This is a genomic window from Frateuria sp. (assembly GCF_035943815.1).
GTDB lineage: Bacteria > Pseudomonadota > Gammaproteobacteria > Xanthomonadales > Rhodanobacteraceae > Frateuria_A.
Genome location: NZ_DASZBU010000017.1, coordinates 67,236 through 93,689 on the forward strand (window position 1 = coordinate 67,236; position 26,454 = coordinate 93,689).

General features: G+C 69.2%; 20 protein-coding genes and 1 pseudogene. 11 read left to right on the forward strand and 10 right to left on the reverse strand.

The window, feature by feature from the left end; all coding sequences use genetic code 11:
* The first annotated feature begins 286 nt into the window (after positions 1-286).
* The 3 genes from VGU65_RS13150 (at position 287) to VGU65_RS13160 (ending at position 2,220) form a co-directional block, all read left to right on the forward strand.
* Positions 287-790, forward strand: a complete 504-nt coding sequence (locus VGU65_RS13150; RefSeq protein WP_327476426.1) for a hypothetical protein — start codon at positions 287-289, stop codon at positions 788-790.
* 209 nt (positions 791-999) lie between these two features.
* Entirely contained in the window at positions 1,000-1,413 is a 414-nt protein-coding gene (locus VGU65_RS13155) for a VOC family protein (RefSeq protein WP_327476427.1), read from the forward strand.
* A 153-nt stretch (positions 1,414-1,566) separates the two neighbouring features.
* The gene (locus tag VGU65_RS13160) at positions 1,567-2,220 is read left to right on the forward strand and encodes a dihydrofolate reductase family protein (RefSeq protein WP_327476428.1); all 654 of its coding nucleotides are present in this window, start codon (positions 1,567-1,569) and stop codon (positions 2,218-2,220) included.
* 324 nt (positions 2,221-2,544) lie between these two features.
* On the opposite strand, the gene VGU65_RS13165 is transcribed toward VGU65_RS13160, so the two are convergent.
* Entirely contained in the window at positions 2,545-3,540 is a 996-nt protein-coding gene (locus tag VGU65_RS13165; RefSeq protein ID WP_327476430.1) for a sensor histidine kinase, read from the reverse strand.
* Between the two features lie 289 nt (positions 3,541-3,829).
* Between VGU65_RS13165 and VGU65_RS13170 the strand changes: the two genes are divergently transcribed.
* From VGU65_RS13170 to ligD, 4 genes are all read left to right on the forward strand, one after another.
* On the forward strand, positions 3,830-4,189 hold the full coding sequence (locus tag VGU65_RS13170; RefSeq protein ID WP_327476431.1) for a GYD domain-containing protein: 360 nt from the start codon (positions 3,830-3,832) through the stop codon (positions 4,187-4,189).
* Between the two features lie 488 nt (positions 4,190-4,677).
* Positions 4,678-6,201, forward strand: a complete 1,524-nt coding sequence (gene scpC / locus VGU65_RS13175) for a succinyl-CoA:acetate CoA-transferase ScpC (protein ID WP_327476432.1) — start codon at positions 4,678-4,680, stop codon at positions 6,199-6,201.
* Between the two features lie 113 nt (positions 6,202-6,314).
* Positions 6,315-6,893, forward strand: coding sequence for a flavodoxin domain-containing protein (locus VGU65_RS13180; RefSeq protein ID WP_327476433.1), 579 nt, complete (start codon positions 6,315-6,317; stop codon positions 6,891-6,893).
* Between the two features lie 144 nt (positions 6,894-7,037).
* Positions 7,038-9,596 (forward strand): DNA ligase D, encoded by a 2,559-nt coding sequence (gene ligD, locus VGU65_RS13185; protein ID WP_327476434.1) that lies wholly within the window; start codon positions 7,038-7,040, stop codon positions 9,594-9,596.
* A gap of 21 nt (positions 9,597-9,617) precedes the next feature.
* Here ligD and chrA read toward each other — a convergent pair whose 3' ends face one another.
* The 3 genes from chrA to VGU65_RS13200 all read right to left on the reverse strand — a co-directional run bounded on the left by chrA (position 9,618) and on the right by VGU65_RS13200 (position 14,464).
* Positions 9,618-10,817 (reverse strand): chromate efflux transporter, encoded by a 1,200-nt coding sequence (gene chrA, locus VGU65_RS13190; protein ID WP_327476435.1) that lies wholly within the window; start codon positions 10,815-10,817, stop codon positions 9,618-9,620.
* Between the two features lie 141 nt (positions 10,818-10,958).
* Positions 10,959-12,995 (reverse strand): ATP-binding protein, encoded by a 2,037-nt coding sequence (locus tag VGU65_RS13195; protein WP_327476436.1) that lies wholly within the window; start codon positions 12,993-12,995, stop codon positions 10,959-10,961.
* Positions 12,992-14,464: an ATPase domain-containing protein gene (locus VGU65_RS13200; RefSeq protein WP_327476437.1), complete on the reverse strand. Its 1,473-nt coding sequence runs from the start codon at positions 14,462-14,464 to the stop codon at positions 12,992-12,994. The genes VGU65_RS13195 and VGU65_RS13200 overlap by 4 nt, the downstream gene beginning before the upstream one ends.
* A gap of 285 nt (positions 14,465-14,749) precedes the next feature.
* On the opposite strand from VGU65_RS13200, the gene curA reads away from it, so the two are divergent.
* Positions 14,750-15,781, forward strand: coding sequence for an NADPH-dependent curcumin/dihydrocurcumin reductase (gene curA / locus VGU65_RS13205; RefSeq protein ID WP_327476438.1), 1,032 nt, complete (start codon positions 14,750-14,752; stop codon positions 15,779-15,781).
* A 44-nt stretch (positions 15,782-15,825) separates the two neighbouring features.
* Here curA and VGU65_RS13210 read toward each other — a convergent pair whose 3' ends face one another.
* Complete coding sequence (locus VGU65_RS13210) at positions 15,826-17,253, reverse strand: tyrosinase family protein (RefSeq protein ID WP_327476439.1); 1,428 nt, start codon at positions 17,251-17,253, stop codon at positions 15,826-15,828.
* A gap of 250 nt (positions 17,254-17,503) precedes the next feature.
* On the opposite strand from VGU65_RS13210, the gene VGU65_RS13215 reads away from it, so the two are divergent.
* The 3 genes from VGU65_RS13215 to VGU65_RS13225 are packed head-to-tail and all read left to right on the forward strand — an operon-like array spanning position 17,504 to position 19,544.
* A complete protein-coding gene (locus tag VGU65_RS13215; RefSeq protein ID WP_327476440.1) occupies positions 17,504-17,776 on the forward strand; it encodes a hypothetical protein in 273 nt (90 codons plus the stop codon).
* Positions 17,773-19,179, forward strand: a complete 1,407-nt coding sequence (locus tag VGU65_RS13220; RefSeq protein WP_327476441.1) for an RAD55 family ATPase — start codon at positions 17,773-17,775, stop codon at positions 19,177-19,179. The genes VGU65_RS13215 and VGU65_RS13220 overlap by 4 nt, the downstream gene beginning before the upstream one ends.
* Positions 19,180-19,181: 2 nt before the next feature.
* Entirely contained in the window at positions 19,182-19,544 is a 363-nt protein-coding gene (locus VGU65_RS13225; protein ID WP_327476442.1) for a response regulator transcription factor, read from the forward strand.
* Positions 19,545-19,638: 94 nt separating this feature from the next.
* Here the strand turns inward: VGU65_RS13225 and asnB are convergent.
* The 5 genes and pseudogenes from asnB to abc-f form a co-directional block, all read right to left on the reverse strand.
* Positions 19,639-20,821 (reverse strand): annotated as a pseudogene (gene asnB, locus VGU65_RS13230) (asparagine synthase B); the annotation flags it as partial.
* Between the two features lie 263 nt (positions 20,822-21,084).
* Positions 21,085-21,468, reverse strand: coding sequence for a SpoIIAA family protein (locus tag VGU65_RS13235; protein ID WP_327476482.1), 384 nt, complete (start codon positions 21,466-21,468; stop codon positions 21,085-21,087).
* A gap of 225 nt (positions 21,469-21,693) precedes the next feature.
* Positions 21,694-23,478, reverse strand: a complete 1,785-nt coding sequence (locus VGU65_RS13240) for a DHH family phosphoesterase (RefSeq protein ID WP_327476443.1) — start codon at positions 23,476-23,478, stop codon at positions 21,694-21,696.
* Positions 23,475-24,380 (reverse strand): phosphoglycerate mutase, encoded by a 906-nt coding sequence (locus tag VGU65_RS13245; RefSeq protein WP_327476444.1) that lies wholly within the window; start codon positions 24,378-24,380, stop codon positions 23,475-23,477. The genes VGU65_RS13240 and VGU65_RS13245 overlap by 4 nt, the downstream gene beginning before the upstream one ends.
* Positions 24,377-26,353: a ribosomal protection-like ABC-F family protein gene (gene abc-f / locus VGU65_RS13250; RefSeq protein ID WP_327476445.1), complete on the reverse strand. Its 1,977-nt coding sequence runs from the start codon at positions 26,351-26,353 to the stop codon at positions 24,377-24,379. The genes VGU65_RS13245 and abc-f overlap by 4 nt, the downstream gene beginning before the upstream one ends.
* Between the last annotated feature and the right edge of the window lie 101 nt (positions 26,354-26,454).

Sequence of the window (26,454 nt, forward strand, 5' to 3'; positions counted from 1 at the left end):
AAGAGGGCTCCCGAGGCACGCAACGTCACAGCCGACAGTGCAGCTGACCCGTGCATCACGAAGACCCCCTGTGGTCCAACGCGTGCCTGCATCGTACGCAAACAGGTCGCTCCCGGCGACCTATGGCAGCGGCTTTGCCTTGTCGAGCTTGGCAACGGCTTCGCGAATCCACAGCCGTGAATAGTCGCGTCGAGACAGGCGACAACGCTGTAGACAGGGTGCGGCCCTCTCGACCCATCGAAATCAGACGGGCATGCTTAAGGTTGGCGGCTGGAGGCCTGCACCGATGATGCGATCCTGGCTTTTCCGGTGGTACGGATGGGTTGCCGCCATAGCGGCGGCGGTCGTGCTTACTTGCGCGTTGCGGAGTGACGCTTGGCTTTCCGTGCTCGCGCCTGCGGCAGCGGCCATTCTCGGCTTCTGCTACTTCGTGCAACAGCAGAAGCTAGCCGAAACGACATTGTTTGAGCGCTTGTTTTCGTCCTTCAATCGCCGCTATGACGATCTGAACGGCAAGCTTGCAGACATCGCAGACCAGCAGGACACCTCGGCAGGCGCCAGGAAGGTCGTGGTTGATTACTTCAATTTGTGTGCCGAGGAATACCTGTTTTACAAGCAGGGCTACATCCACCCGGACGTGTGGACTGCATGGTGCCGAGGCATGCTCTGGTATCTACGCAGGCATCCGTTCAAGGAAGTGTGGAACAAGGAAGTTGAGACAGAATCGTTCTATGGCCTAACCATAGAAAAGATCCAGCAAGGCGCCATGCATCACGAGAACACCCCTTAGGTCTCCTTGTAGCCCAGCGGATAGAGCGGACGCCTGGGCGCGGAGGCGCCTGGCGGCCATGCTGGCTGCACTTCGTCCTTGGGATGGCGGCGGCAGGCGTGGCTCGGCGCCTGCCGGCCATCCCATCGCGCCGCCTTGTCGATTTCTCCCCTGCCCGCTCGTCGCCTTCCACGAGACGCCATCCTGTTCCCATCCATGAAAACCTTTCGATGAGCCCACTGATCTTCATCAACCTTCCGGTGACCGACCTCAAGCGTTCCAGGGCCTTCTACGAGGCCGTGGGCGCGACCAACAATCCCGCCTTCAGCGACGCCACCGCCGCGTGCATGGTGGTCTCCGAGACCATCCACGTGATGCTGCTCACGCACGCCAAGTGGCGGCAGTTCACCAGCAAGCGGATCGTCGATGCGCGCACCGATGCGCAGGTGCTGCTGTGCCTGTCGGCCGAGAGCCGCGACGCGGTGTCCGGCCTGGTCGAGCGGGCCGTGGGCGGCGGCGGTACGGCCGACCCCACGCCCGTGCAGGACTACGGCTTCATGTACGGCCGCAGCTTCGAGGATCCGGACGGGCACATCTGGGAGGTGATGTGGATGGACCCCAACGCCCTGCCGCCGCACGGCTGAGTTGGCATTGAAGAGACAGACGCCCGCGGACGGTGGCACGGTCATCGTCGCAGGCGCATCGCTCGTGCCGCCGGCCGTCCTACCCTTCGTCGCCCTGTCGATCCGCCTCCCAGCGCGTCCCCACCAACCCGCACCTAAGCCCAAGGAAACCCCATGACCCGTTCCAACACGCCAGAGCGCAAGCTCGTCCTGAAGATGTCCATCTCGCTCGACGGCTTCGTCGCCGGTCCCCACGGTGAACTCGACTGGGTGTTTCGCTCCTCGAGCCCGGACTCCAGGGCGTGGGTGCTCGGGACGTTGCGCGAGGCGGGCATGCACCTGATCGGCAGCGGCAGCTACCGCGAGATGGCGGCGTTCTGGCCGTATTCGGACACGCCCTTCGCGGAGCCGATGAATGCGATTCCCAAGCTGGTCTTTTCGCGGAGCGGGATCGAGGACGGCACCCGGGTGGACCGCACCGCCGATGCGGACGCGGCGCTCACCGGGGGACGCGCGGGCATCACGCCGGGCGCGGAAGCCCTGAGGTCGTGGGCCGAGCCGGAGGTGGCGCGTGGCGACCTGGCCGAGGAAGTCCGCCGGCGCAAGGCACAGCCGGGCGGCCTGCTGCTGGCGCATGGCGGGGTGCGGTTCGCCCGCAGCCTGGTGGCCAGCGGCCTGGTCGACGAGTACCGGCTGGCGATCCATCCGGTGGTGCTGGGCCAGGGCCAGCCGCTGTTCGCCGGCCTCTCCGGCCCGGCCGACCTGCGCCTGGTCAGCGCGACGCCATTCGGCGGCGGCGCGGTGGGGGCGGTCTATGTGCCGGCGTGAAGCGCGGCGTCGGCGCCGCGCAGGGCCTCGGCCTATTGATTGAGGGGTGCGGGTGCGGCCGGGGGCGTGGGTGGCCACCGTTCGCGCGACGCGCGGCCCGATCAGCTAACTGGCTCGCCTGCGGTTTCCCGCGGGCAAAAAGAGCCCCGCTTGCGCGGGGCTCTTTCGTTGGGAGCCGTGGTTGCGGGCTCAGGCGGTCGCCGGCTCCGCCGCTTGCGGAGTCCCGGTCGTCCCTGCATGGCTGCGCGTGAACTTACCCAAGCCCATTTCCGGTCACCCGGCTCGGCTCAGGCGGCTTGCCTGGCTGGGGCACCCCGCAGCGGCTCAAACCCGGTTTCCGGCCGCCTCGGGATGGTCGTGCTCGATGGGCAGGCTCACGCGCACGCGATGGCCACGTGGCACCGGCTCGCGTTCCACGGTGCCGCCCAGGTGCGAAGCGAGCAGGCGGACCAGGCGGCTGCCCAGGCCTTCCATCTGCGAAGGCGGGAGGCCGACGCCGTCGTCCTCCACGACCAGCACTACCGCGCCGTCGTCTCCGAGATCGAGGCTGATCGTGACGGTGCCGCCCCGCTCCCCTGGAAAGGCGTACTTGAATGCATTGGTCACCAGTTCGTTGGCGATCAACCCGACGGAGATGGCCACGGACGCCTGCACCATCATGGGTGCCGCGTGCACGCGCACGGCAATGGGCCGCACGTCCCGCATGAGGTCGCCCAGGCCATGGCCCATCGCCTGAAGGTAGGTGGCCAGCTCCACGCAGCCGCGCTTGCCCGAGGTTCGCAGGCGATCCTGTGCCTGCGTGATCACGCGTACCCGCGACACCGCCGACTCGAGCGCGGCGCGGGCCTCCGGATCGCGCTGCCTGCGTGCCTGCAGGCCGAGCACGGAGGCGATCATCATCAGGTCGTTGCGGGAGCGGTGGGTCAGTTCGTCCAGCAGCAGGGCCGTTTCGGCCTCCTTGTCCAGCAATTTGCACACGGCCTCGTGCAGCGCCTCGATCACGACCGACATGGCGACTCCCAGGGCGAGGAAGACCACCAGGAAAAAAATCCCCGGCCACACCGGCGAGGAACCGCTGCCGGCGAGGAAGAGGCCGTCGACGGCCACGGCACTGAGCAGCGTGGCGAACACGCCCGCCTTGCGTCCGAACAACAGCGCGGCCACGAAGACCAGCGGCAGGAACACCATGTAACGGTGCGGCAGCGGCCGGTAGAGGAGCTGGAGCGCCCGCAGCGCCAGCACCATGCCCAGGGCCACGGCGTAACCCAAGGCGGCCGGGGGCCGCTTTCTGGAAAGGACGGCGATGATCAGGCTTTCCATACCCGGCATCCTTGTGGACGCGAGGCCAGTACCGTAAAGCTATGCCCACGCAGGCAAAAAGGGAACGCCTGCGGCCGGGCGACCTGCGTCGATCACGCACGCTCCTGGGCCGGCATGCCCGCGCGCCCCCTCAGCTCTGCGGCGCGGCCAGCAGACCGTGCGCCCTGCATCTGCCAGGGGCCTGCTCGCGATGCGGGGCACGCAGCGACGGATGTTGATCTGTATCAAAGCCCCTCGCTCGGCCCGTGGGAGCATCCGGCCTCCCCCACCCGAATCGAGGGACACGACCATGCCTACCTTCATCACCCAGGGCCGCTATACGCCGGACGCCATCCGCAGCATGGTGAGCCATCCGCAGGACCGCTCCAAGGAGGTGGAGAAGCTGTTCAAGGCCACCGGAGGCAAACTGCTGGGGTACTACATGACCTTCGGCGAGTACGACTTCCTGGTGATTTCCGAGGGGCCGGACGAGGGCGTGGCGGTTTCCACCATTGCCGCCGCCGCGGCTGGCGGGGTGACCGACCTCAAGACGGTGATGGCGATTCCCGGTCCGCAGATGGTGGATGCCTTCACCCGGGCCGCTGCCGTCACCAGTGGCTTCCGTGGCCCCGTACAGGCAGAGCACCGGCCGGTGCAGCAGGCGCACTGACCGTGCGACCCGCGTTTCCGCCAAGGCCACCGCTGCACCCGTCGTGGTGGCCGCAGGTACCGCTGGGGTGGTCCCCTCCTCCGGCCCCGGTGGCGCCGGCCCGTCCGCCCGTGTGCAGCAGCCGCCGTTGGCTGCGGGGGCGCCGGCGGCGACAGTAGCGGGCGAGCGGGTTTGCTTGTCCTTGGCCTGCCGGGCCTGTGCCGGCGGTGCCGCGCTCGTTGCATCGGCGAGCTGCTGCGCAGGCGACCCGCGTACGGCCTGCCCTCGCCTGCCGGCGACGCCAGGCGAGACGATTGCCCAGGTTTCCGTCGTCGGCAGCGCGGCCATCCAATAACAATGGCCGTGGCTCGGCGGGCGCAAGACCTCGACGTGAGATGTCCTGTTTCCGTGTGCAGCGCGGCTGCAGCCGAACCTGCGTCGATCTGCCCACACCTTCGCTGCACACGAGAGCGTAGTTTGGGTCCGCACCCGAGCACGAGGACGCCCTAGTGAACGACGGCCAGCGGATCCAGTGCGCGCGCCTGCGCAGCAAGGTGATGGAGGCGGACGAGGCGGCGCGCTTCATCACGCCGGGCAGCACGGTAGGGATGAGCGGCTTCACCGGCTCCGGCTACCCCAAGGCGGTGCCGATGGCGCTGGCGGCGCGGATCGAGGCCGAGCATGCGGCGGGAAGGCCGTTCCGCGTGCGGGTGTGGACGGGGGCCTCGACGGGGCCGGAGCTGGACGGCGCGCTGGCGCGGGCGCAGGGCATCGAATTCCGTCTGCCCTACAACTCCGATCCGCTGGTGCGCGAGCAGATCAACTCAGGTCGCATGGAGTACTTCGACCTGCATCTGAGCCAGGTGGCGCCGATGGCCTGGCAGGGCTTCCTCGGCCCGCTGGATACCGCCGTCATCGAGGTCAGCGGGATCATGCCGGACGGCGCGTTGATTCCGTCCTCGTCGGTGGGCAACAACAAGACCTGGATCGACCAGGCGCGCCAGGTGATCGTGGAGGTCAACCGCTGGCAGAGCGCCGATCTGGAAGGCATGCACGACATCTACTACGGCACCGCGCTGCCGCCGCACCGCGTGCCCATCCCGATCGTGCGACCGGGGGACCGCATAGGCGAGCCGAACCTGCGTTGCGACCCGGACAAAGTGGTGGCGGTGGTGGAAACCGACGCGCCCGACCGCAACCAGCCCTTCCGCGCCCCGGACGATGCCGCTCGCGCCATCGCCGGCCACCTGCTGGAGTTCTTCCGCCACGAGGTGAAGGTCGGCCGCCTGCCGGCGGCGCTGCTGCCGATCCAGTCGGGCGTGGGCAACATCCCCAACGCGGTACTGGGCGGCCTGCTGGACAGCCCTTTCGAGCGCATGAGCTCCTACACCGAGGTGATCCAGGACGGCATGCTCGACCTGCTCGCCGCCGACCGGCTGGGGGTCATCTCGGCCACTGGCTTCTCGCTCAGCCCCGACGCCGCCGCTGCGTTCAATGCCGACGCGGCGCGCTACCGCGACCGCATCCTTCTACGGCCGCAGGAGATCAGCAACCACCCTGAGGTGATCCGCCGGCTCGGCTGCCTGGCGATGAACGGCATGATCGAGGCGGACATCTACGGCGCGGTCAACTCCACCCACGTGATGGGCTCGCGCATCCAGAACGGCATCGGCGGCTCGGGCGACTTCGCGCGCAACGCCTACATCTCGATCTTCATGACGCCATCGACCGCCAAGCACGGGCGCATCTCCACCATCGTGCCTCAAGCCAGCCATGTCGACCACATTCCGCAGGACGTGCAGGTGATCGTCACCGAGCAGGGCCTGGCGGACTTGCGCGGACTGTCGCCCAAGCAGCGCGCGCGGCTGATCATCGAGCGTTGCGCGCACCCGGATTACCGCCCCGCGCTGCAGGATTACTTCGACCGGGCCCGCGCGAGTTCCTACGGGCAGCAGTCGCCTTCGCTGCTCACCGAAGCCTTGTCGTGGCACCAACGTTATCTCGATACCGGCAGCATGCGCGGGTCTCCCTGACCACCGCGCCGGGAGGCCGAAGCCCACCCTGCTGGCTGAGGCGAAGCGTTCCGCCGCACGGCGAATGACCCAGGTCAGCGCGCCGGATCGCTCGCCGGCCTAGCCTTGGAGGCATGGGTTGGATCTCTCGCATCGGCCCGAGCGTGGCCGCCGGCAGCGCGGCCCTCGTGCCCTCCTGGCTACGGGCGCTGGCGCCTCCGCCGGCCGCCAGGTCCGAAGCTGAGCCGGCGCTGCTGCTTGCGTATGCCACGCAAACCGGCGTGGCCGAGTACCACGCGCGCGACACCGCGGCACGCTTGCAGCGTATGGGCGTGGCAGTGCGGCTGGTCGAGTTCGATGTGCTGTCGATCGAACTGCTGGCGTCGGTTCCGCGCATGCTGCTGGTGGTCAGCACCACCTACGACGGCGAGGCGCCGGACACCGCCGATGCCTTTTGCGACACCTGCATGCATGAGCCGGCGCCGCTGGAGGGACTGCGGTACGGCCTGTTGTCGCTCGGTGACAGTTGCTACCGCCAGTTCTGCGCCTTCGGGCGGCGCCTGCATGCGTGGCTGCAGGCAAGCGGGGCGCAGGCATCGTTCGCACCGGTGGAAGTGGACGACGAGGATGCCGCGGCGATCCAGGAGTGGCACCGCCAGGTCAGCGCATGGATTGGATCGCTGGCAGGCGGGGTGACGCGGGGGAATGGCTGAGGGTTTCCCCTCCCCCCGGGGTGGCCTGCCCCTGCCCGCGCGCATTGCCTGACCGACGGCATGGGCACGATGCCACACGCGGTTCGACTGCCCATTCACGGCCGAAGTGCGACAGCTTGCGTGACACCCGAGCGGAGCCCCCGCGTGAGCCTTCAGGAATACAAGCGCAAGCGGCGCTTCGACCGCACCCCGGAACCTTCGGCCGAGAGCTCCGCCCGCAGCGGCGCGCGTCCGATCTTCGTGGTGCAGCTGCACCATGCCAGCCGCCGGCATTACGATTTCCGGCTGCAGGTGGGCGATGCGCTCAAGTCCTGGTCCGTGCCCAAGGGCCCCTCCTACGACCCCAAGGTCAAGCGCCTGGCGGTGGAGGTGGAGGATCACCCGGTCAGTTATGCCGACTTCCAGGGCGACATCCCCGAGGGCTATGGCGCCGGCCACGTGGATACCTTCGACCGCGGCTACTGGTCCACGCCCTACGACCCGGAGGCGCAACTGGAGAAGGGTCACCTGCAGTTCGAGCTCTATGGCGATCGGCTCAAGGGCGCCTGGCACCTGGTGCGCAGCGGCAAGCCCTCGCGCCAGCCGACCTGGTTCCTGTTCCACGACAAGGACCAGTTCGCCGGCAAGCTCGAGGCGGACGACCTGCTCGATGCACGCATGGTCGCCAGCACCAAGGCTGCCGCGGGCAAGAGCGGCGGCGCCAAGGAAGTGGCCGAGAAGCTCGCCCGTACACGCCGCAGGGCGCCGCCCAAGGCCAAGGCGCACCGCCACGGCAAAGCCGTGGAACTGGCCGCGAACGCGAAGGGCGCGCGCAAGGCCGGGATCGACGCGGAGTTCTTCGAACCGGAAACGGCGCGGCTGAAGGACGATCCGCCCACCGGCGAGGGCTGGCTGCACGAGGTCAAGTGGGATGGCTACCGCATCCTCGCCGCGATCGCGGACGGCGAGGTGCACCTGTGGTCGCGCAACGCCCTGCCCTGGGACGACAAGATCCCCGACATCCTGCAAGCGGTGCAAGCGCTGGGCCTGAACTCGGCGCGGCTGGACGGCGAGCTGATCGCGCTGGACGCCAACGGCCAGCCCGACTTCAACGGCTTGCAGAAGACGCTCTCGGGCGAGGCCAACGCACCGCTGGCCTACATGCTCTTCGACGTGCCCTACCTGGAAGGCTGGGATCTCTCGCGCACACCGCTCATCGAGCGCAAGGCGGTGCTGGAGGCGCTGTTGCAGAACCCACCGGCGCACCTGTCCTACAGCTCTCACGTGATGGGCAACGGCGCACAGGTGTTCGCTGCGGCGGCCGAGCAGAAGCTCGAGGGCATCATGTCCAAGCGCGCCGACAGCCCCTACCGCGGCGGTCGCGGCGACGATTGGCTGAAGATCAAGCGGCTGGAGGCCGACGAGTTCGCGGTGGTCGGCTATACGCCGGCCAAGGGCGGGCGCGAGGGTTTCGGCTCGCTGCTCCTGGCGCGCCCCGCCCCGGACGGCGACTGGACCTTCGTGGGCCGGGTCGGCACCGGTTTCAGCAACGAGCAGTTGCGCGCGCTGGCGAAGACGCTGGCCAAGGGCGGCAGCGGCAAGCCCAGCATCGCGCATGTCGAAGGCGCGCCGCGCGAATCGAAATGGATCCGGCCCGCCGCGGTGGCCGAGGTCTACTACCGCGGCATCGGCAACCAGAACCTGCTGCGCCAGGCGAGCCTGAAGGCGATGCGGCCGGACAAGACGCCCGAGGACCTGCGCGACAGCGACCGCGCACCCAAGGCAACCGCGCCCCGGAACGCGCCGGCCAGGAAGCGCGGCAAGGGTACGCCGACCGAGGACGCGCCAGCGATCCGCATTACTCACCCCGACAAGGTGCTCTACCCCGACGACGGCTACACCAAGCAGGACGTGGTGGACTACTACCGCGCGGTGATGGACTGGTTCCTGCCCGGCGTGGTCGGCCGCCCCACCTCGCTGATCCGCTTCCCCGAGGGCATCGGCCACCCTTCCTTCTTCCAGAAGCACATTCCCTCGGGCGGGCTGCACTACGTAGGCTCGGCGCGGCTGAAGGAGGAAACCGGCGCCTCGGCGGTCTACCTCTATCCCAGGGACGCCGACTCGATCATCGAGCTGGTGCAGTACAACACGCTGGAGTTCCATCCCTGGGGCAGCCACGTGGACACGCCGGACCTGGCCGACCGCGTGGTCTTCGACCTGGACCCCGGACCGGACGTGCCGTGGGAGCGCGTGGTGTCCGCCGCCCGGCTGACCCGCAAGCTGCTCAGGGACATGGGACTGGAATCGTTCCTGCGCACCACCGGCGGCAAGGGATTGCACGTGGTGGTGCCGCTCAGGCCCGCGTCGGACTGGGACACGGTCAAGCAGTTCGCGCAGGGCTTCGCTTCGGCGCTGGCCGGCGCGCACCCGGTGGACTTCGTGGCGGTGTCGACCAAGTCGATCCGCAACAGAAAGATCTTCGTCGACTACCTGCGCAACGGCCGGGGCGCAACGGCGGTGGCGAGCTACTCGCTGCGCGGCCGGCCCGGCGCGCCGGTGGCGGTGCCGTTGCGCTGGGAGGAGCTGGGCAGGATCGGCAGCGGTTCGGCGTTCGACATCCGCAGCACGCCGGAGCGCCTGAAGCGGTTGCGCAAGGACCCCTGGGAAGGCATCGACTCGCTGGAGCAGTCGCTCGACGCCGTGCTGGAGTCGCTGGGCAAGTGACGCCGGCGCGCAAGCGCCCGCTCAGACCAGCGCCCTGGCCATCGCCGCGGCCACGCACCAGACGACCACCGCCCAGGCTGGCCAGCGCACGGCCACCAGCAGCACGAAGCCGACCAGCGCGATGGCGAAGTCGGTGGCGTCATGGACGGCGCTCACCCAAACCGGGTTGTAAAGCGCCGTGGCCAGCAGGCCGACCACGGCCGCGTTGGTGCCTGCGAGCATTCGCGCGGTGAGGTCGCGGCGACCGAATGCCTGCCAGAACGGCAACGCGCCGGATACCAGCAACAGCCCCGGCAGGAAAATGGCCAGCAGGCCCACCGCCGCTCCCGCGGCCCCGCCCGCCCCGCCGTGCAGGCGTTCGCCGAGGAACGCGGCCAGCGTGAACATCGGTCCGGGGATCGCCTGCGCGGCGCCGTAACCGGCCAGGAAGGTGTTGTCGTCGAGCCATCCCGGCTGCACCACCGCCTCCCTCAACAGGGGCAGCACCACATGGCCGCCGCCGAACACCAGCGAGCCGGCGCGATAGAAGGCGGCGGCGGCCTGCCCCAGTGCAGGCAGGTGCGGGCCGGCCAGCAGGGCGGCCGCAAGCAGGAGGGCGAAGGTGAGCAGCAGCAGTCGGCCCGTACGGCGCCCGTAGCCGACAGCGAAGCTCTCGCCTGGCCGGGCATGCACCGACCGGCACAGCCACAGCCCCGCCACGCCGCCCCCGGCCACCACCAGCAACTGGGTCCACGCCGCCGGGCTGATCGCCAGCAGCACGACCGCCGCCGCGGCCAGCAGCGCGCGCGGCGCATCCGGCGTGAGCCGCTGCGCCATGGCGGTGACACCCTGCGCGACGACGGCCACCGCTACCAGCTTGAGTCCATGGATCGCCTGCTGTCCCCAAGGTCCCGCAAGCTGGCCGCTTAGCGTGGCGAAGACGAACAGCAGCAGCGCCGACGGCAGGGTGAATCCGACGAACGCCGCCAGCCCGCCCAACCAGCCCCCGCGCAGCAGGCCGAGCGAGAAGCCGAGCTGGCTGCTCGCCGGCCCGGGCAGCAACTGGCACAGCCCCAGCAACTGGCCGAAGTGTTCTTCGTCCAGCCAGCGCCGGCGCTGCACGAACTCCCGATGGAAGTAGCCCAGATGGGCGATCGGTCCACCGAAGGAGGTAAGCCCCAGCTTGAGAAAGGCCAGGCCCACTTCGAGGGCACGGCCGGGCGGGCGCGGCTGGGACGGCATCGATGACCTGGGCTGGGCTGGGCAACGGGGATCGTTGGCGACGGGCGCCGGTGGCGCCCGTCATGCAGATCATAGAGGGCCGCGTCGCAAGCGCGATGGGTCGCCAGACAAAAAAAGAAAACGCCGTTGCGGCACGCGAGCTCAGGCCCTGGCGTCGTACACCCACCCCCCGCGCACATTCATCGCAGGCACCAGCTCGTCCAGTGCCGCGGCGATGTCCGCCTGGCGGAACGGCTTGGCCAGGCGGGCCAATCCCTGGGTGTCCTCCGCATGACCGCTGTAGCCGGTGATCAGCAACACCGGCAGCCGCGGCGACGACCGGTGCAGGCGTCGCGCCAGCTCCGCGCCGTCCATGCGCGGCATCTTGTAGTCGGTCACCACCACGTCGACTTGCAGCCCGTCCTGGAGCTTTTCCAGCGCTTCGCTGCCGCCGCCGGCTTCGACCACGCGATGGCCCAGTTCGCGCAGCATCGCGGCGGTGCCGTCGCGCACCAGTTGCTCGTCGTCGACCAGCAACACGTCCAGCGGACGACCGGCGGCACGGGGGCGATCCGGGTTCAGCTCGCGCCGGTGCGATACGGTCGCGGCGGGGGCGAGCGGCAACCACAACTCCACCCGCGTGCCCTTGCCAGGCTTGCTGGCAATCGCGAAGTGGCCGCCGAGCTGGCCGGCCAGGCCATGCACCATGGACAGGCCCAGCCCGGTGCCGCGACCGGTCTCCTTGGTGGAGAAGAACGGCTCGATCGCGCGCGCCAGGGTGCTCTGGTCCATGCCCGTGCCGGTGTCGGCCACGCACACGCGCACATAGTCGCGCCGGGGCAGTTCGGGCTGGGCCCGGCCCGGCGCCACCACGTCCGCCGTGATGGTGAGCGCGCCGCCCCTGGGCATGGCATCGCGGGCATTGACGCAAAGGTTCAGCAGCGCCAGTTCCAGCTGGTTCGGGTCGGCCAGCGCATGCGGCAGGCTGGCCGGATACTCGGCGTGCAGTTCGATGGTCGCACCGACCGAACTCTTGATCAGGTCGCGCATGCCATCGAGCAACGCCACCATGTCCACCGCCTGCGTCTCCAGGGTCTGGCGGCGGGCGAAGCCCAGCAGCCGCTGGACCAGGATCTTGGCGCGCTCGGCCGATTGCAGCGCGCCGTCGATCAGCCGGCCGGCGCGTGCGTCGATGTCGCTGTAGCGCCGATGCAGCATGTCGAGCGCGCCGGTGATCGGCATCAGCAGGTTGTTGAAATCGTGCGCCACGCCGCCGGTGAGCTGGCCGATGGTTTCCAGCTTCTGCGCTTCGTGCAGCTTGGCCAGCGCCTCCTGGCGCGCGGCGGTTTCCTCGCGCACGCGCTGCTCCAGCGTGGCGGTGAGCTCGCGCAGGGACTGCTCGGTGGCGCGCTGTTCGGTGACGTCCGTATGTACGCCGACCCACTCCCGCACGTTCCCCTTGCTGTCGAACGCGGGAATGGCACGCACGCTGAAGGTGCGCCATTCACCGCTGGCGGTGCGCAGGCGGTGCTCGACCTGGAAGGTGCTGCGCCTGGCCAGGGCCGCTTCCCAGGCCTGCAGCGTCGGCTCCACGTCGTCCGGGTGCAGGGCCGAGGCCCAACCCCGACCCTGGTATTCATCGAAGCCCTGTCCGGTCATCTCGGCCCAGCCGGGCTGCTCGCCCCGCATCATGCCCTCCGCATCGTTGGTCCACAGCACGCCCTGCACCGCGCGGATCGCCGCGCGGAAACGTTGCTCGCTGTCGTGCAGCGCCTCCAGCCGCGCGCGTGCCTCGTATTGCCGGCGCCGCCCGCGCAGCGCGGCCTGCGCCAGGCTGACCAGCGTGGTCGGGTGGAACGGCCGTTCCAGGAAGGTGACGTTGCCCAACACATCGAGCAGGCGGCTGGCGGTGGGGTTGCGTTCGATGCCGCCGCGGCGGGTGATCAGGATGAAGGGGAAGTCCGACCATTGCGGCTGCTCCCCCAGCCACGCGGCCAGCGGATACAGGTCCGCCTGCGACAGGCTTTCCTCGGTCACCAGGGCGGTGCCGGCGCCGGCGCTCACGCCCGCGACCAGCGCCTCCAGCGAGGGGCAGACGTGCGAACGCAACCCGGCCTCCGTCAGGATGGCGGCAGCCACCTGCGCGTCGCGGCCGTGCGGCGCCAGGATGAGGATGCGTTCGGACAGATGTGGGATCACGGTCTGTCCCGCAGCAGGCGTGGCTCTGCGTCCCCGACAAACGTCGGTACACCCCGCAGCACGCCCTGGAATTGCGTCAGCGGCTCGCCGAGCTGGAAGCCTCGGGCGCCGATGCGGTACTCGCGGATGGTGTCCTCGTGCGCACTGGTGCGCTTCTTGACCACCGAAATCGCGCGGCGCACCTGGCCGGACGCCTCGAAGTAGCGCAGCAACACCACCGTGTCGGCCAGGTAGGTAACGTCCACCGGCGCCTTCATGTCGCCGACCAGCCCGTGCTGCGCCACCGTCAGGAACGTGGTGACCCCGCGCCGGTTCAGGAACTGCAGCAACTCGTGGATGTGCAGCACCAGCGCCTGCTCTTCCGGCATCGCGGCCTGGTATCCGTTGAGGCTGTCGATGACCACCGTGCGCACGCCTGCCTCCACGTGCTCGCGCACGCGGGCGGAGAACTCGCCTGGCGTCATCTGCGCGGCATCGATCTGTTCCACCACCAGATTGCCGCTGTCGACCATGCGCTGCAGGTCCATGCCCACCCCGAGCGCCCGCTGGAACAGCAGTCCCCGCTCCTCGTCGAAGATGAACAGCCCGGCGCGCTCCCCACGCGCCACCGCGCCGGCGACAAAGATCAACGTCAGCAGCGACTTGCCGGTGCCGGCCGGACCCAGCACCAGCACGCTCGAGCCGCGCTCGATGCCGCCGCCCAGCAGCGCGTTGAGTTCGTCCTGTTCGCACGAAAGCACGTCACGCTCATAGCGCTCGCCGTGCTCGCCAGCCACCAGCCGGGGAAACACCCGCACTCCGCCGGGGCGGATCACGAAATCGTGGTAACCGCCGCGGAACTGCCGGCCGCGGTACTTCACCACGCGCATGCGGCGGCGCTCGGCGCCGTAGTCGGGCGACAGCTCCTCGAGGCGAAGCACGCCGTGGGCGACGCTGTGCACGGTCTTGTCGTTGGTGTCGCTGGTCAGGTCGTCCAGCATCAATACCGTGACGCCGGAGCGAGCGAAGTAATGTTTGAGGGCGAGGATCTGGCGGCGGTAGCGCAACGAACTCTGCGCGAGCAGGCGGATCTCCGAGAGGCTGTCCAGCACCACCCGGTCCGGATCGATGCGTTCGACGGCCTCGAAGATGCGGCTGGTGGTTTCGCCCAGCTCCAGGTCGGAGGAATACAGCAGGCTCTGTTGCTGCGCCTCGTCCAGCAGGTTTTCCGGCGGGACCAGTTCATATATGTCCAAGCCATCCAGCGACCAGCCATGCGCCGCGGCGGTGCCGCGCAACTCGTCCTCGGTCTCGGACATCGTCACGTAGAGCACCCGCTCGCCCGCATCCCGGCCTGCCAGCAGGAACTGCAGCCCGATGGTGGTCTTGCCGGTGCCGGGGCTGCCTTCGAGCAGGAACAACCTTCCCCGCGAGAAGCCGCCGTTGAGTACGTCGTCGAGCCCGGTCACGCCGAGCGAAGCCTGTTCCATTACTCGATCCTCCAAGGCTTAACCTCCTTTTCTGGCTGCCTTTGAATGTATTTCCTACCACAGCTGACATCGGCCGGATGAGAAGGCGAGTCCTGGCCCTTCCCAGGGCACGCAAGGGCCAGCCCGCCCGCGCCAACGGGGCCTCCCGGGCAATCCCGGCGGTGCGGCCATCCCCCGTGGGCACCGCCGCTTGATCTGCACGCCGCCGCTACGGAGGATCACCAAAGGTGGGCGGCGCGCCCGATGTTCCAGCCGCACTCGTTCAACCCAGCCCGGTGTACGTCCATGACCGCGATGCCGCACGTCAATCGCCAGATCACCCTCGCCGCCCGCCCGGCCGGCGCGCCTACCGCCGCCGATTTCGCGCTGGTCGAGCGGCCGGTGCCCGAGCCTGGCGAGGGCGAGCTGCTGCTGCGCAATCGCTATCTCTCGCTCGATCCGTACATGCGCGGGCGCATGAGCGACGCGGAGTCCTATGCCGAGCCGATGGCGGTCGGTGACGTGATGGTCGGCGCCACGGTGGCGCGGGTGGAGGCATCCCGGCATCCGGACTGGCACGAGGGCGACCTGGTGCTGGCCTACGGCGGGTGGCAGGACTACGCGCTGTCGGACGGGCGCGGGCTGAGCCGGCTCGATCCGCGGATGGGACGCCCATCGCTCGCGCTGGGCGTGCTGGGCATGCCGGGCTTCACCGCCTACATGGGCCTGCTGGACATCGGCCAGCCCAGAGCCGGGGAGACGGTGGTGGTCGGGGCCGCCAGCGGCGCGGTGGGCTCGGTGGTGGGGCAGATCGCCAGGCTCAAGGGCTGCCGTGTGGTCGGCATCGCCGGCGGCAACGAGAAATGCGGCTACGTGGTGGACGAACTCGGCTTCGATGCCTGCGCCGACCACCACGCCGAAGATTTCCCACAACAATTGGAAGCGGCCTGCCGGCAAGGCATCGACGTCTATTTCGAGAGCGTGGGCGGCGCCGTGTTCGATGCGGTGCTGCCGCTGCTCAACGCCAAGGCACGTATTCCGCTGTGCGGGCTGATCGCCCAGTACAACGACACCCGGCTGCCTCCCGGGCCCGATCGCATGGGGCTGCTCATGCGCACGCTGCTGACCAAGCGCATCCGCATGCAGGGTTTCATCATCTTCGATGACTACGGGCCGCGCTTCGGCGAATTCCTCGCGGCGATGGGCGAATGGGTGCGGCAGGGCAGGATCAAGTACCGCGAAGACGTGGTCGATGGCCTGGAGAACGCGCCGCAGGCGTTCATCGGCATGCTGCACGGAAGCAACTTCGGCAAGCTCGTTGTGCGTATCGAGCCGTAGCACCGGCGGCCCCTGCCCGCGCAGGAGCCGCCGGGCCATGCTGCCTACTTGACGGGATCGGCCTGGACGCTGAAGGCGCCGATACGGACGGTCTGGCCCTTCGATGGCCGCTTGCTGCCATCGACGCGCACGAAGGACACGCTGAGCTTGTCCAACTGGATCGGCCAGATGCGCCGCAGGGCGTCGGTGGCCGGGAACTCCAGCCGCGCGCCCTTGCTGCCGGCGCTGGCGTGCATGCCCTGCATGCCCTTGCCCTGCATGGCCGCCTTCATCTGCGCCTCTTCGATCTCGAACGGGCCGACCATGCCCAGCAGGAAGTTGCGCTCGTGGCCCGCGTTGGCGGACGAGTCGGGAAGGTTGATGTAGACCTTGTAGAAATATCCGCCCTTCTTGCCCAGACCGGTCAAGCGGACGTCGTCGAGCACCACGCGCACGGGGCCGGAGTTCGCCGCACTCGCACCGGCCGGCTGGAGCATGGCCGAACGCACGCGGCTGGCGCCCTGCGCGCTGAGCGGCACGTCGACGCTGAGCGAATGCTCGTCCAGCGCCAACGGCGCGGACGAACCCAGCGGCGGTCCGGCGACGGCGGCCGGCTTGGCCGGCAGCGTGCCAGCCAGGCTGAAGGTCGGCGCGAGCGCGGAGGACGAGGGCGGCGGCGGTGGCGGAGCGGGCAGCGACGTGGGCATGGTCTCGTCGTCGTACTGGTAGCCGAAGTAACGGCTCGTGGTGGTGGTCCACACGGCCGGCACGGGCTTGATGGCGGCGCCGTACTGGAAGCTGAGGTTCCAGTAGCTGTTGGTCGGGGCGGGCTGTTGGCGTCCGCCGCCGGCCGCGGACCAAGCCGCCCACAGGCGGTCGATGCTGGCGTGGTGCACCCAGAACAACGGGTCCCAGGGCGAGTAGTGAACCGACGACATGATGCCGCCGATCAGGTTGTGCACCGGGTTGTGAGGGCGCGTTTCGAGCAGCGGCTCGAAGGCATCGGTCAGGCCGCGCTGGAAATTGATGATGTTGTTGGCGAACGGGTCAAGGCTGAGCGCGCCGCTGACGTCCGAACCGGTGCGCCCACTGTGGTAGAGCGGAGTCGTCGGGTCGAGGAACTGCGACGGCACCTGAGGGTTGGCGTAGTAGTTCCAGTACGGGAGCACCAGGTTGGGATCGCCCGATACCTTGCGCAGCCAACCTTCGAAGCGATACAGGAAGCCGCGATGCCAGGCCAGGAAATAGGGCTTGCCATGCGGGCAGTAAGTGTTGTGCACGGCTGGCCAGTACGACCAGCTGGCGGGATCGCGGGAATTCTTGTTCGCGCACATCAGGCTGACCGCGTTGCAAAGCGACGCATAGGTCGGCCCGGTGCAGAAGGCATCCCAGCTTTGCCGCACGCGCAGACCCGTCGAAAGAGCGACCCGCGGCAGCAGCGGGACCAGCGCCACGGATAGTGACGACTGCAGAAAACGCCTTCTGGAAATCATGATGTCCTCCGTTGACGGCAGCCTCGGCGGGCGGCGCGCTCCTGCGCCCGATCCGTAACAAGTGCGAGAGACTACCGACGTGCAATGATGCTGTGGCTGGCACTCCGGGATGCTGCATTCGGTGCGGCAGGCGAACTCCTCTCGCGTCTGCCGTTGCGCCTGCTCCGGACTCCCTTCAGTCGGATCCCCCCGTTCTGATAACCGGGAGTTAAGCCGCGGCCGCGTCAAGCGTGGGTCAAGGACGAAGACCGTGCTGCGCCGTTCGCTGGCATGCAACCGCTTCGCGCTGGTCGGATGCGTGCGCAAGGCGAACGCGGCCGTTGGCGGATGCAACGGTGCGCAGCGCATCGCATGCGTCGGCACGCCCCCGCACTTGCAGCGTTCCATCAGAACCCTTCGCGCCATGGACCCAATGGCACTTCAAGCGTACGCGGCCTTACAGGCTAAGATGCGCGGTCCCGAGTGCTGCGATTACGCCATGTCGAAGCACGCGGGCAGTTTCCTGGAGCAGCGAAAAACGTGATCGAAAAATTTCCAACGGGCATCGAGGGGCTGGACCGGCTGACCGATGGTGGCTTCCTGCGCGGATCGGCTTACATCGTCCAGGGACCGCCGGGTGCGGGCAAGACGATCCTGGCCAACCAGTTCTGTTATGCGCACGTGCGCGCCGGCGGCCGCGCGCTCTACATGACGCTGCTGGCCGAATCGAGTTCGCGCATGTTGGGCTACGTCAGCCAGATGGGGTTTTTCGAGGGCGGCGCGCTGCCCGATGCCATGCAGTACATCAGCGGCTACGGCGTGCTCGAACGCGAAGGCCTGCCTGGCCTGCTCAAGCTGGTGCAGCACGAGATCAAGCGGCATCGCGCTACGGCGATGGTGCTCGATGGCACCTTCGTGGCCCAGTCGGTGGCGTCCGAGCAGGAATTCCGCGCATTCATCCATGCCCTGCAGGGCGTGGCCGGCGTGGCCAACGCCGTGCTGGTGATGCTTACCCATCAGAACCGCCGGGCCAGTTGCCCGGAACACACCATGGTGGACGGCTGGATCGAGCTCAGCGACGAGACGCAGGGCTTTCGTGCCTACCGCACCATCCAGGTCCGCAAGCACCGAGGCGCGGCCATCCTGCCGGGCAGGCACCGCTTCCGCATCACCCAAGCAGGAATCGCGGTGTTCCCGCGGGTGGAGGATTCGATGAGCGTAGCGGCTCCGGCGCGCGCCGATGCGCATCGCCTCACCTCCGGGCTGGACGAGCTTGATGGCGTGCTGCGGGGCGGCTTTCCCGCCGGGTCGGCGGCCATGCTGGTCGGCCCGACCGGTTCTGGCAAGACGACGCTCGGCATGCATTTCCTCGCGCGCTCCAGCGTCCAGGAGCCGGGTCTCATGCTTGGCTTCTACGAGACGCCCGCGCGCCTCCGCCAGAAGGCCCGCTGCGTCGGCCTGGACCTGGACACGCCGATCGAGTCCGGCACGCTGGAACTGGTGTGGCTGCCGCCGGCGGACAACGTCGTCGACGAGCTGGTGCACGACATCGTGCGCCGGGCGCGGGCACGCCAGGTCAAGCGCGTGTTCGTCGACGGCCTGGTGGCGATCCGCGACAGCCTGGTGATCCCCCGCCGCATGCCCTACGTGATCAATGCGCTCAGCATGCAACTGGCCGCGCTCGGCGCCACCGCGCTGTACACCTCGGAGATCCCGGAGCTGCGCCTGGAAGAAACGCTGATGCCCAGCGACGAGCTGTCGGCCATGGTCGACAACGTGCTGCTGCTCAACACCGGCAGGCGCGACCAGGCGCTCCGCCGCTACCTGTCGGTGATCAAGCTGCGCGACAGCGACTTCGATCCGCGCACGCACGAGTTCCACATCACCGACAGCGGCATCGTCTTCGGGCCAGACGCGAAGATCCTCCTGCCCCGGAAAGCGGGCTGATCATGCTGCGCGTGCTTCTGGTCGAGGACGAACCCGACGTCGCGCTGGTGGCGGCCACGGTGCTGGAGGAAGCCGGCTACCACGTGACCGTCGCCTCCGATGGGCGCGACGGCCTGGACATAGCCATGCAGGAGCAGCCCGAGCTCATCGTGAGCGACTTCATGATGCCGCGCCTGAGCGGCCTGGAGATGATCCAGGCGCTGCGCGAGGCCGGCTATGCGCGGCCGGTCATCCTCACCACTGCAATTGCCGAGGATCACCTGCCCCGCCACCCGGGCTACGATGCTTATCTGGCCAAGCCCTACGGCACGCGTGAACTGCTCGCGCTGGTGGAGAAGTTCCGCCAGCGGATGGGCCTGGGCTGAGGCGGCCTTCCGCGGTTGCAGGTGACCATCCAGGCCACGCCGCAGCGGTCGGTGAGCATGCCGAGACGGACGGCGAAGAAGGGTTCGCCGATCGGCATGTTTATCTTGTTCGCACGCAGGCAGTCGTAGCCGTGCAGTGCGTCGAGCTTGCGCACGGTCTCCTCGTGGAAGGCCTCGGCCGAGGGCGCCTTGTGGAAGTAGAGGTAACCGCCGAACAGCTCGTCGGAACCCTCGCCGGAGAGCACCATCTTCACGCCCATCGCCTTGATCCGCCGCGCCAGCAGGAACATCGGCGTGGAGGCGCGCACGGTGGTGACGTCGTAGCTCTCGATGTGGCGGATCACCTCCGGCAGCGCGTCCAGTCCCTCCCAGAAGGTGTACACGAAGCCGTGGTGCACGGTGCCCAGCGCCTCGGCGGCAAGCTGCGCGGCGGCCAGGTCCGGCGAGCCTTCCATGCCGATCGCGAAGGAGTGCAGGCGCGGCCACCAGGCTTCGCTACGGCCGTCGTCCTCGATGCGCTCGCGGGCGAAGCGCGCCACGCAGGCGGCGACCAGCGAGGAATCCAGCCCGCCGGACAGCAGCACGCCGTAAGGCACGTCGGTCATCAGTTGGCGTCGTACCGCCTGTTCCAGCGCCGCGCGCAGATCGCCCGGCGCCCTGCCCTGCGTCGCCGAGTAGTCGCGCCAGGGACGCCGGTAGTAGGGGCGCAGCCCGCCATCGGCGCTGTCGTAGATGTGACCTGGCGGGAATGCCGCCAGATCGAGGCACACGCCCACCAGCGCCTTCATCTCCGAGGCCACGCACAACCGGCCGGCCGTGTCGTGGCCCCAGTAGAGCGGGCACACGCCCAGCGGGTCTCGGGCGACCAGGTAGCGTTGCGCGGCACCGTCCCACAGCGCGAAGGCGAAGATGCCGTTGAGGCGCGCCATCCATTCGCCCGGATCGCCGACTTCGCGGTAGAGCGCATTGACGACCTCGCAGTCGGAACCGGTGGCGAAGTCGTAGCCGCTGCCCAGACGCAGCTCGGCGTGGTTGTAGATCTCGCCGTTGACCGCCAGCGCCAGGGTGCCGTCGCGCGAGCGCAGCGGCTGCGCGCCGCTGGCAGGGTCGACGATGGCCAAGCGCTCGTGCACCAGGATCGCTCCTGCATCGATGAACACGCCGGACCAGTCCGGCCCGCGGTGGCGCTGGCGTTGCGAAAGCTCCAGCGCCTGCCGGCGCAGCGCGCCCAGGTCATCGCCCGGCGCCAGGTCGAACATGGCGAAGATGCCGCACATGATGTCGTTTCCCTCGTGGTTTGGTTGCCCCAGAAACGACGAAGGCCCGCACGTGGCGGGCCTTCGTCGCGTAGTCGTTGCTCGAACGTGCGGCTACGCGCCGGCCCCCTTGTGCAGGCGACGGTTATTGTTCGGGCGATTGTTCACGCGCGGCCGCACGCGCGCCGCGCTGGGCGCAGCGGAAAAAGCGGGGCGGGCGATCGGCGTGGACATGGGACGAGTGGACCAGCTTTGCGGCGGGCGCGCAAGCGTGCGACGGGCGCTCAGGCGTGATGCTCGCGGAAGGACTCGCTGATCCAGGCCTTGGCCTCGACCAACTGCTCGTTGCGGTACAGGCGAAACTCGCCCGGCACGGTGAAGCCCATCGTGCGCGCCACCAGCCGCAGCCAGCTGACGTCGGTCACCAGCGCGATGCGATCCCAGCCGCTCCAGTGGCGAAAGCCCAGCTTGGTGTCGTCCCACATCGCGCCCGGCTCGAAGCCGGTGAACTCGTGGCCGACGTGATAGAGCAGCCGCAGCTTGCGATTGAGCGCGAAGGCGGCCTCCACGTCGGGCACGAACACGTTTTCGTAGTCGGCCGCGGTCACCTTGCCGCGCGCGGTGAATCCCAGCGCGCCGGCGGGAAGGTCGGTCATCTGCTCGATCATGGGGTGTGTCTCCACGTGGTCGGAACTCCATCCAAGCGCGGCAGGCACGGCTATGCAAGCTTGGGTGCGTGAAAGCTCCCCGGCGCTATCGGCTTATGGCCCCTGTGCCGCGGAGGCGGATGTGGGACGAAGGCTCCGCTACGTCGGACGCCACACCCCCATCCGGACCCCCACCCGCCTGTCGCCCCTCTTCCGCAGGGAAAGGGTTCGGACGGGCCGCGCCGGTCAGGCGGGTTCGATGTGTCGCAGCAAGAGGCGCGCGCTTTCGCGGCCCTGCCAGTCATTGATCGACAGCTCGAACACCGCGCGCAGGCGCGGCGGCGGCTCGTGGGCGCCCACGTTGAACATCACCGCCTCGTGCAGGCCGCCATCGCGCGGATCGCGCAGGCTCAGCCGCCAGTGGCGCTCGCCCATCGCGCGCCATTGCGCGCATTCGAACAGGTTGTCGAACAGCGGCTCGGGAAAGCCCTGTCCCCAGGGACCACCGTCGCGCAGCTGGCGCGCGAGGTCCAGGGTGAAGTTGCCCGGTGGGAGCTCGCCGTCGGTATAGAGCACCGCCTGCAGGCGTTCCTCGTCCAGCCATTCGCGGGCGACGGCGTCGAACGCCTCGGCGAAGCGGGGATAGTCACGCGCCTTCAGGCTCAGGCCTGCGGCCATGGCATGGCCGCCGAAGCGTTCGATGAGACCGGGCATGCGTGCGTCGATGGCAGCCAGCGCATCGCGCACGTGGAAGCCGGCGATCGAGCGCGCGGAGCCGCGCAGCTCCTCGGGGCGACCTTCATCGGCCGGAGCGAAGGCGATCACCGGGCGGTGCAGGCGTTCCTTGAGCTTGGAGGCCACCAGCCCGACCACGCCGGCATGCCAGGAGGGCTCGTACAAGGAGATGCCGGTGCGCTGGTCCATGCCGTCCAGGCCGAGGGTGCCGATCATCGCCTCGGCTTCGGCCACCATGGCGTCCTGCAGGTCGCGCCGCTCCTGGTTGATGGCGCTCAGCCGATCGGCGAGCGCGCGGGCCTGCACCGGGTCGTCGGTGAGCAGGCATTCGACGCCCAGGCGCATGTCCTCCAGCCGGCCGGCGGCGTTCAGGCGCGGACCGACGGCGTAGCCCAGGTCGCTGGCGCAAATGCCCGACAGGCTGCGCTTGCCGGCCTCCACCAGGGCGTTGATGCCAACGCAGGCCTGGCCGCTGCGGATGCGCCGCAGCCCGGCCTCGACCAGCACGCGGTTGTTGAAGTCCAGTGGCACCAGATCCGCGACGGTGCCGAGCGCGACCAGGTCGAGCAGCCGGCCGAGGTCGGGCTCCACGCACCCGTCGAATGCGCCCCGCCCGCGCAATCCCGCGCGCACGGCCAGCAACAGATAAAACATCACGCCCACACCCGCCAGCGCACGGCTGGGGAAGGCCTGGTTCATGCGCGCGTCGTCAGCGCACGCCGCACACGCCGGCTCGCCGTGCCCGCAGGCACGCACGTCCAGCACATTGGGGTTGACCAACGCATCGGCGGCCGGCAACTGCGCGCCCGGCAAGTGATGGTCGGTGACGATCACGCGGATGCCGCGGGCCTTGGCGGCGGCCACGCCGGCCACACTGGCCACGCCGTTGTCCACGGTGAGGATGAGTTGTGGCGTCGGTTCCAGCGAGGCCACCAGCGCGGGGCTCAAGCCATAACCGTGCACGAAGCGGTTGGGGATGGCGTAGCCGACCCGCCGTGCGCCGAGCAGGCGCAGCCCGCGGATGGCCAAGGCGGTGCCGGTGGCGCCGTCGCAGTCGTAGTCGCCGGCGACCACGATGGACCAGTCATTGGCGATAGCTTCGGTCAGCAAGGCGACCGCGCGCTCCAGCCCACCCAGCGCTCGCGGCGGGAGCAGGTGGCGCAGGCGATGCTCGGCCTGCGCCGGGTGCAGCACGCCGCGTGCGGCGTAGACCTGGCGCAGTACCGGGTGCACCGCATCGCTCCAGCCTTCCGGCGCGCCTTGCGGCGCGCGCCGGCGCAGCAAGGGTGTCCTCATGCCTCTGCCCTGCGCCAGAAGCGCCAACGATGCCCCGGGCGATGCTGCCAGCGCTCGCCGCTGGCGAAGTCCAGCCCGAGCACGTGCCGGCGGGCAAGCGCGTCGATGCGCGGCCACCAGGTCCCGGCGATCTGCGCGGCAGGCAGGTCCTGCAGGTCGAGCAGCCAGCCGGGCGGCAGACCCCAGGCGTCTTCCGCATGCGAACGCAGGCCAACGCCGGCGCGCGCCGCCAGCGCACGCAGCAGCGGATCGTCGCTCACCACGCCCTGCAACTGCGTGCGCACATGGGCAGGTAGCGCCCCCGCGCCCCACAGCCACAGGCTGTTGACCGGCGGCTGGCCGGCGGCGCGGCGCCGCGCATTCAGCGGATGCTGGTGCAACGCCACTTGCAGGTCGTTCTGCAAGATGCGCCAGCGGCGGCCCTGCGGCCCTTGGGGCAGGTGCTGCAGCAGGTTCTCGCCCAGCGCCTGTTCCGGTGCAGGAAATTCCGGCACGGCCATGCCCGGCGGCAGGCGCAGGTGCCAGCGGCCGGGTGTGGTCAGTTGCAGGTGCATGTCCTGCTCTTCGAACAAGGGCACGAGGGCTTGGGCGATCGCCTGGGCCTCTTCCTGAGACAGTCCCATCCGACCACAGGCGAGCAGACGCACGCCACTCATGTCCGGCTCGATCCAGGCCGGGTCGGCGCACAGCCAGGATGCGTCGCCCGCATCCCCGGCGAGCGCCTCGCGGGTGAGCGCACCGGCGGGCAGCGGCTGCGGGGCATCGAACCAGGCCGCGAGCCCGGCGAGGTAGCCCTGCGAACCGTCAGCCTGGCGATCGGCCCGCGTCAGCAGGCGGCGCAGCGGGTGCGCAGGCTCGAAGCGCGCCAGCGCGGGCAGCCACACCTGCAGCGGCGCGCTCATGCGCTGGCGGCCTCCAGTTGTTCGTAGAGCTCCAGCCATTGCGCTTCGAGATTTTCCTTCTCGCGGCGAAGGTCGGCCTGGCGCTGGCCGAGCTTCATCAGCTCTGCGGTGGGGCCGTTGTAGGTGGCCGGATCGGCGAGCTTCGCATCCAGCGCGGCGAGGTCGGCATCGATCGCCGCGACGCGGGCCTCGATCTTCTTCACGCGCGCCTTGGCGGCCTTGTCCTGCTCGCGCTGCGCGGCGGCGGCACGGCGCCGGTCGGCTGCGGATTCGGCCGGCGCGGCCGGCTCGTTCGGCTTCCTGGTCGCCGCGGTGCGCGAGCGCAGCCAGCGGGCGTAGTCATCGAGGTCGCCGTCGAACGATTCCACCGCGCCGTCGGCCACGCGCCAGAAGCTGTCGCAAACCAGGCCGAGCAGGTGGCGGTCGTGCGAGACCAGCACCAGCGCGCCGTCGAAGTCGGCCAGCGCGTCGGCCAGCGCCTCGCGCATGTCCAGGTCCAGGTGGTTGGTCGGCTCGTCCAGCAGAAGCAGGTTGGGCTTGTCCCAGGCGATCAGCGCCAGCGCCAGGCGCGCGCGCTCGCCGCCGGAGAAACCGTCGACCGATTCGAAGGCGCGGTCGCCGGCGAAGTTCCAGCCGCCGAGGAAGTCGCGCAGCACCTGCGCCGCCACGCCCGGCGCCTTCTCCTGCAGGTGGTCGAAGGGGCTCGCGCCTTCGCGCAGGCTTTCGACCGTGTGCTGGGCGAAGTAGCCGATCTTCAGGTCCTTGTGCGCCTTGCGCTCGCCGGCCAGTGTCGGCAGTTCGCCCACCAGGGTCTTGACCAGGGTGGACTTGCCGGCGCCGTTGGGGCCGAGCAGGCCGATGCGTTCGCCCGCTTCGAGACGGAAGCGGACATCCTGCAGGATGACCAGCCCCTCTCCCTCCGGGAGCCGGATTGGAGTGAGGGCTCGAGGCGAGCCGCCGTCTTCCGCTTCGGCCGTACCCTCGCCCGGGGGGAGAGGGGAAAGTACATAACCGGCGGACACCTCTTCCAACTGCAGCATGGAATCGGGCAAGCGCTCCGGCACTGCGAACTGGAAGCGGAAGGGCCGTTCCGCCCTCACCGCCTCGGTCCCGGCCAGCTTCTCCAGCCGCTTCATCCGCGACTGCGCCTGCTTGGCCTTGCTGGCTTTGGCCTTGAAGCGGTCGACGAAGGACTGCAGGTGCGCGCGCTCGGCCTGCTCGCGCTCGTGCGCGATCTGCTGCTGGCGCAGCTGCTCGGCGCGCAGGCGTTCGAATGCGCTGTAGTTGCCGGTGTAGAGCCGCGCCCTGCCCTCGTGGAGGTGCAGCGTGTGCGAGGTCACCGCATCGAGGAACTCGCGATCGTGCGAGATCACCAGCAAGGTGCCCTGGTAGCGGCGCAGCCATTCCTCCAGCCACAGCACGGCGTCGAGGTCCAGGTGGTTGGTGGGCTCATCGAGCAGCAGGAGGTCGGACGGTGCCATCAGCGCGCGGGCCAGGTTCAGGCGCACGCGCCAGCCGCCGGAGAATGCCTGCACCGCCCGCTCGTGGGTCTCCGGCGCGAAGCCAAGGCCATGCAGCAGGCGGCCGGCGCGGGCGCGGGCGTCGTAGCCGTGCAGCTCCTCGATGCGATGGTGCGCGCGTGCCATCGCCTCGCTGTCGCCGCGGGCCTGGGCGTGGGCTTCCTCGCGCAGGGCGGACGCGACCTCCTCGTCGCCGCCGAGCACGTAGTCGATCGCGGCGTCCGGCAGCGCCGGCGTCTCCTGCGCCACCGAGGCCAGGCGCAGTTTCGCCGGCAAGTCCAGTTCGCCCGCATCCGATTCGAGCCTGCCCTGCAGCGTGGCGAACAGGCTGGACTTGCCGCAGCCGTTGCGACCGATCACGCCCAGGCGCCATCCGCTCTGGATGGTCAGGTCGATATCGGACAGCAGCAGGCGGCTGCCGCGGCGCAGGGCGAAATGGCGGAACGCGATCATCGGAGGGAACGTCTACGGGCGACCCGACATGATACCCGGGCTTGGAATGCCGAGCCCATCGCAGTCGCCGCGGAGCGTCGTGGCGCGTCTGCCGCACATCT

What these genes read in the sequence shown, in the direction of transcription:
- VGU65_RS13150 (WP_327476426.1), top strand. Translation starts at nt 287, where the DNA reads ATGATGCGATCCTGGCTTTTCCGGTGGTACGGATGGGTTGCCGCCATA.
- VGU65_RS13155 (WP_327476427.1), top strand. Translation starts at nt 1,000, where the DNA reads ATGAGCCCACTGATCTTCATCAACCTTCCGGTGACCGACCTCAAGCGT.
- VGU65_RS13160 (WP_327476428.1), top strand. Translation starts at nt 1,567, where the DNA reads ATGACCCGTTCCAACACGCCAGAGCGCAAGCTCGTCCTGAAGATGTCC.
- VGU65_RS13165 (WP_327476430.1), bottom strand. Translation starts at nt 3,540, where the DNA reads ATGGAAAGCCTGATCATCGCCGTCCTTTCCAGAAAGCGGCCCCCGGCC.
- VGU65_RS13170 (WP_327476431.1), top strand. Translation starts at nt 3,830, where the DNA reads ATGCCTACCTTCATCACCCAGGGCCGCTATACGCCGGACGCCATCCGC.
- VGU65_RS13180 (WP_327476433.1), top strand. Translation starts at nt 6,315, where the DNA reads ATGGGTTGGATCTCTCGCATCGGCCCGAGCGTGGCCGCCGGCAGCGCG.
- chrA (WP_327476435.1), bottom strand. Translation starts at nt 10,817, where the DNA reads ATGCCGTCCCAGCCGCGCCCGCCCGGCCGTGCCCTCGAAGTGGGCCTG.
- VGU65_RS13200 (WP_327476437.1), bottom strand. Translation starts at nt 14,464, where the DNA reads ATGGAACAGGCTTCGCTCGGCGTGACCGGGCTCGACGACGTACTCAAC.
- curA (WP_327476438.1), top strand. Translation starts at nt 14,750, where the DNA reads ATGACCGCGATGCCGCACGTCAATCGCCAGATCACCCTCGCCGCCCGC.
- VGU65_RS13210 (WP_327476439.1), bottom strand. Translation starts at nt 17,253, where the DNA reads ATGATTTCCAGAAGGCGTTTTCTGCAGTCGTCACTATCCGTGGCGCTG.
- VGU65_RS13225 (WP_327476442.1), top strand. Translation starts at nt 19,182, where the DNA reads ATGCTGCGCGTGCTTCTGGTCGAGGACGAACCCGACGTCGCGCTGGTG.
- VGU65_RS13235 (WP_327476482.1), bottom strand. Translation starts at nt 21,468, where the DNA reads ATGATCGAGCAGATGACCGACCTTCCCGCCGGCGCGCTGGGATTCACC.
- VGU65_RS13240 (WP_327476443.1), bottom strand. Translation starts at nt 23,478, where the DNA reads ATGAGGACACCCTTGCTGCGCCGGCGCGCGCCGCAAGGCGCGCCGGAA.
- VGU65_RS13245 (WP_327476444.1), bottom strand. Translation starts at nt 24,380, where the DNA reads ATGAGCGCGCCGCTGCAGGTGTGGCTGCCCGCGCTGGCGCGCTTCGAG.
- abc-f (WP_327476445.1), bottom strand. Translation starts at nt 26,353, where the DNA reads ATGATCGCGTTCCGCCATTTCGCCCTGCGCCGCGGCAGCCGCCTGCTG.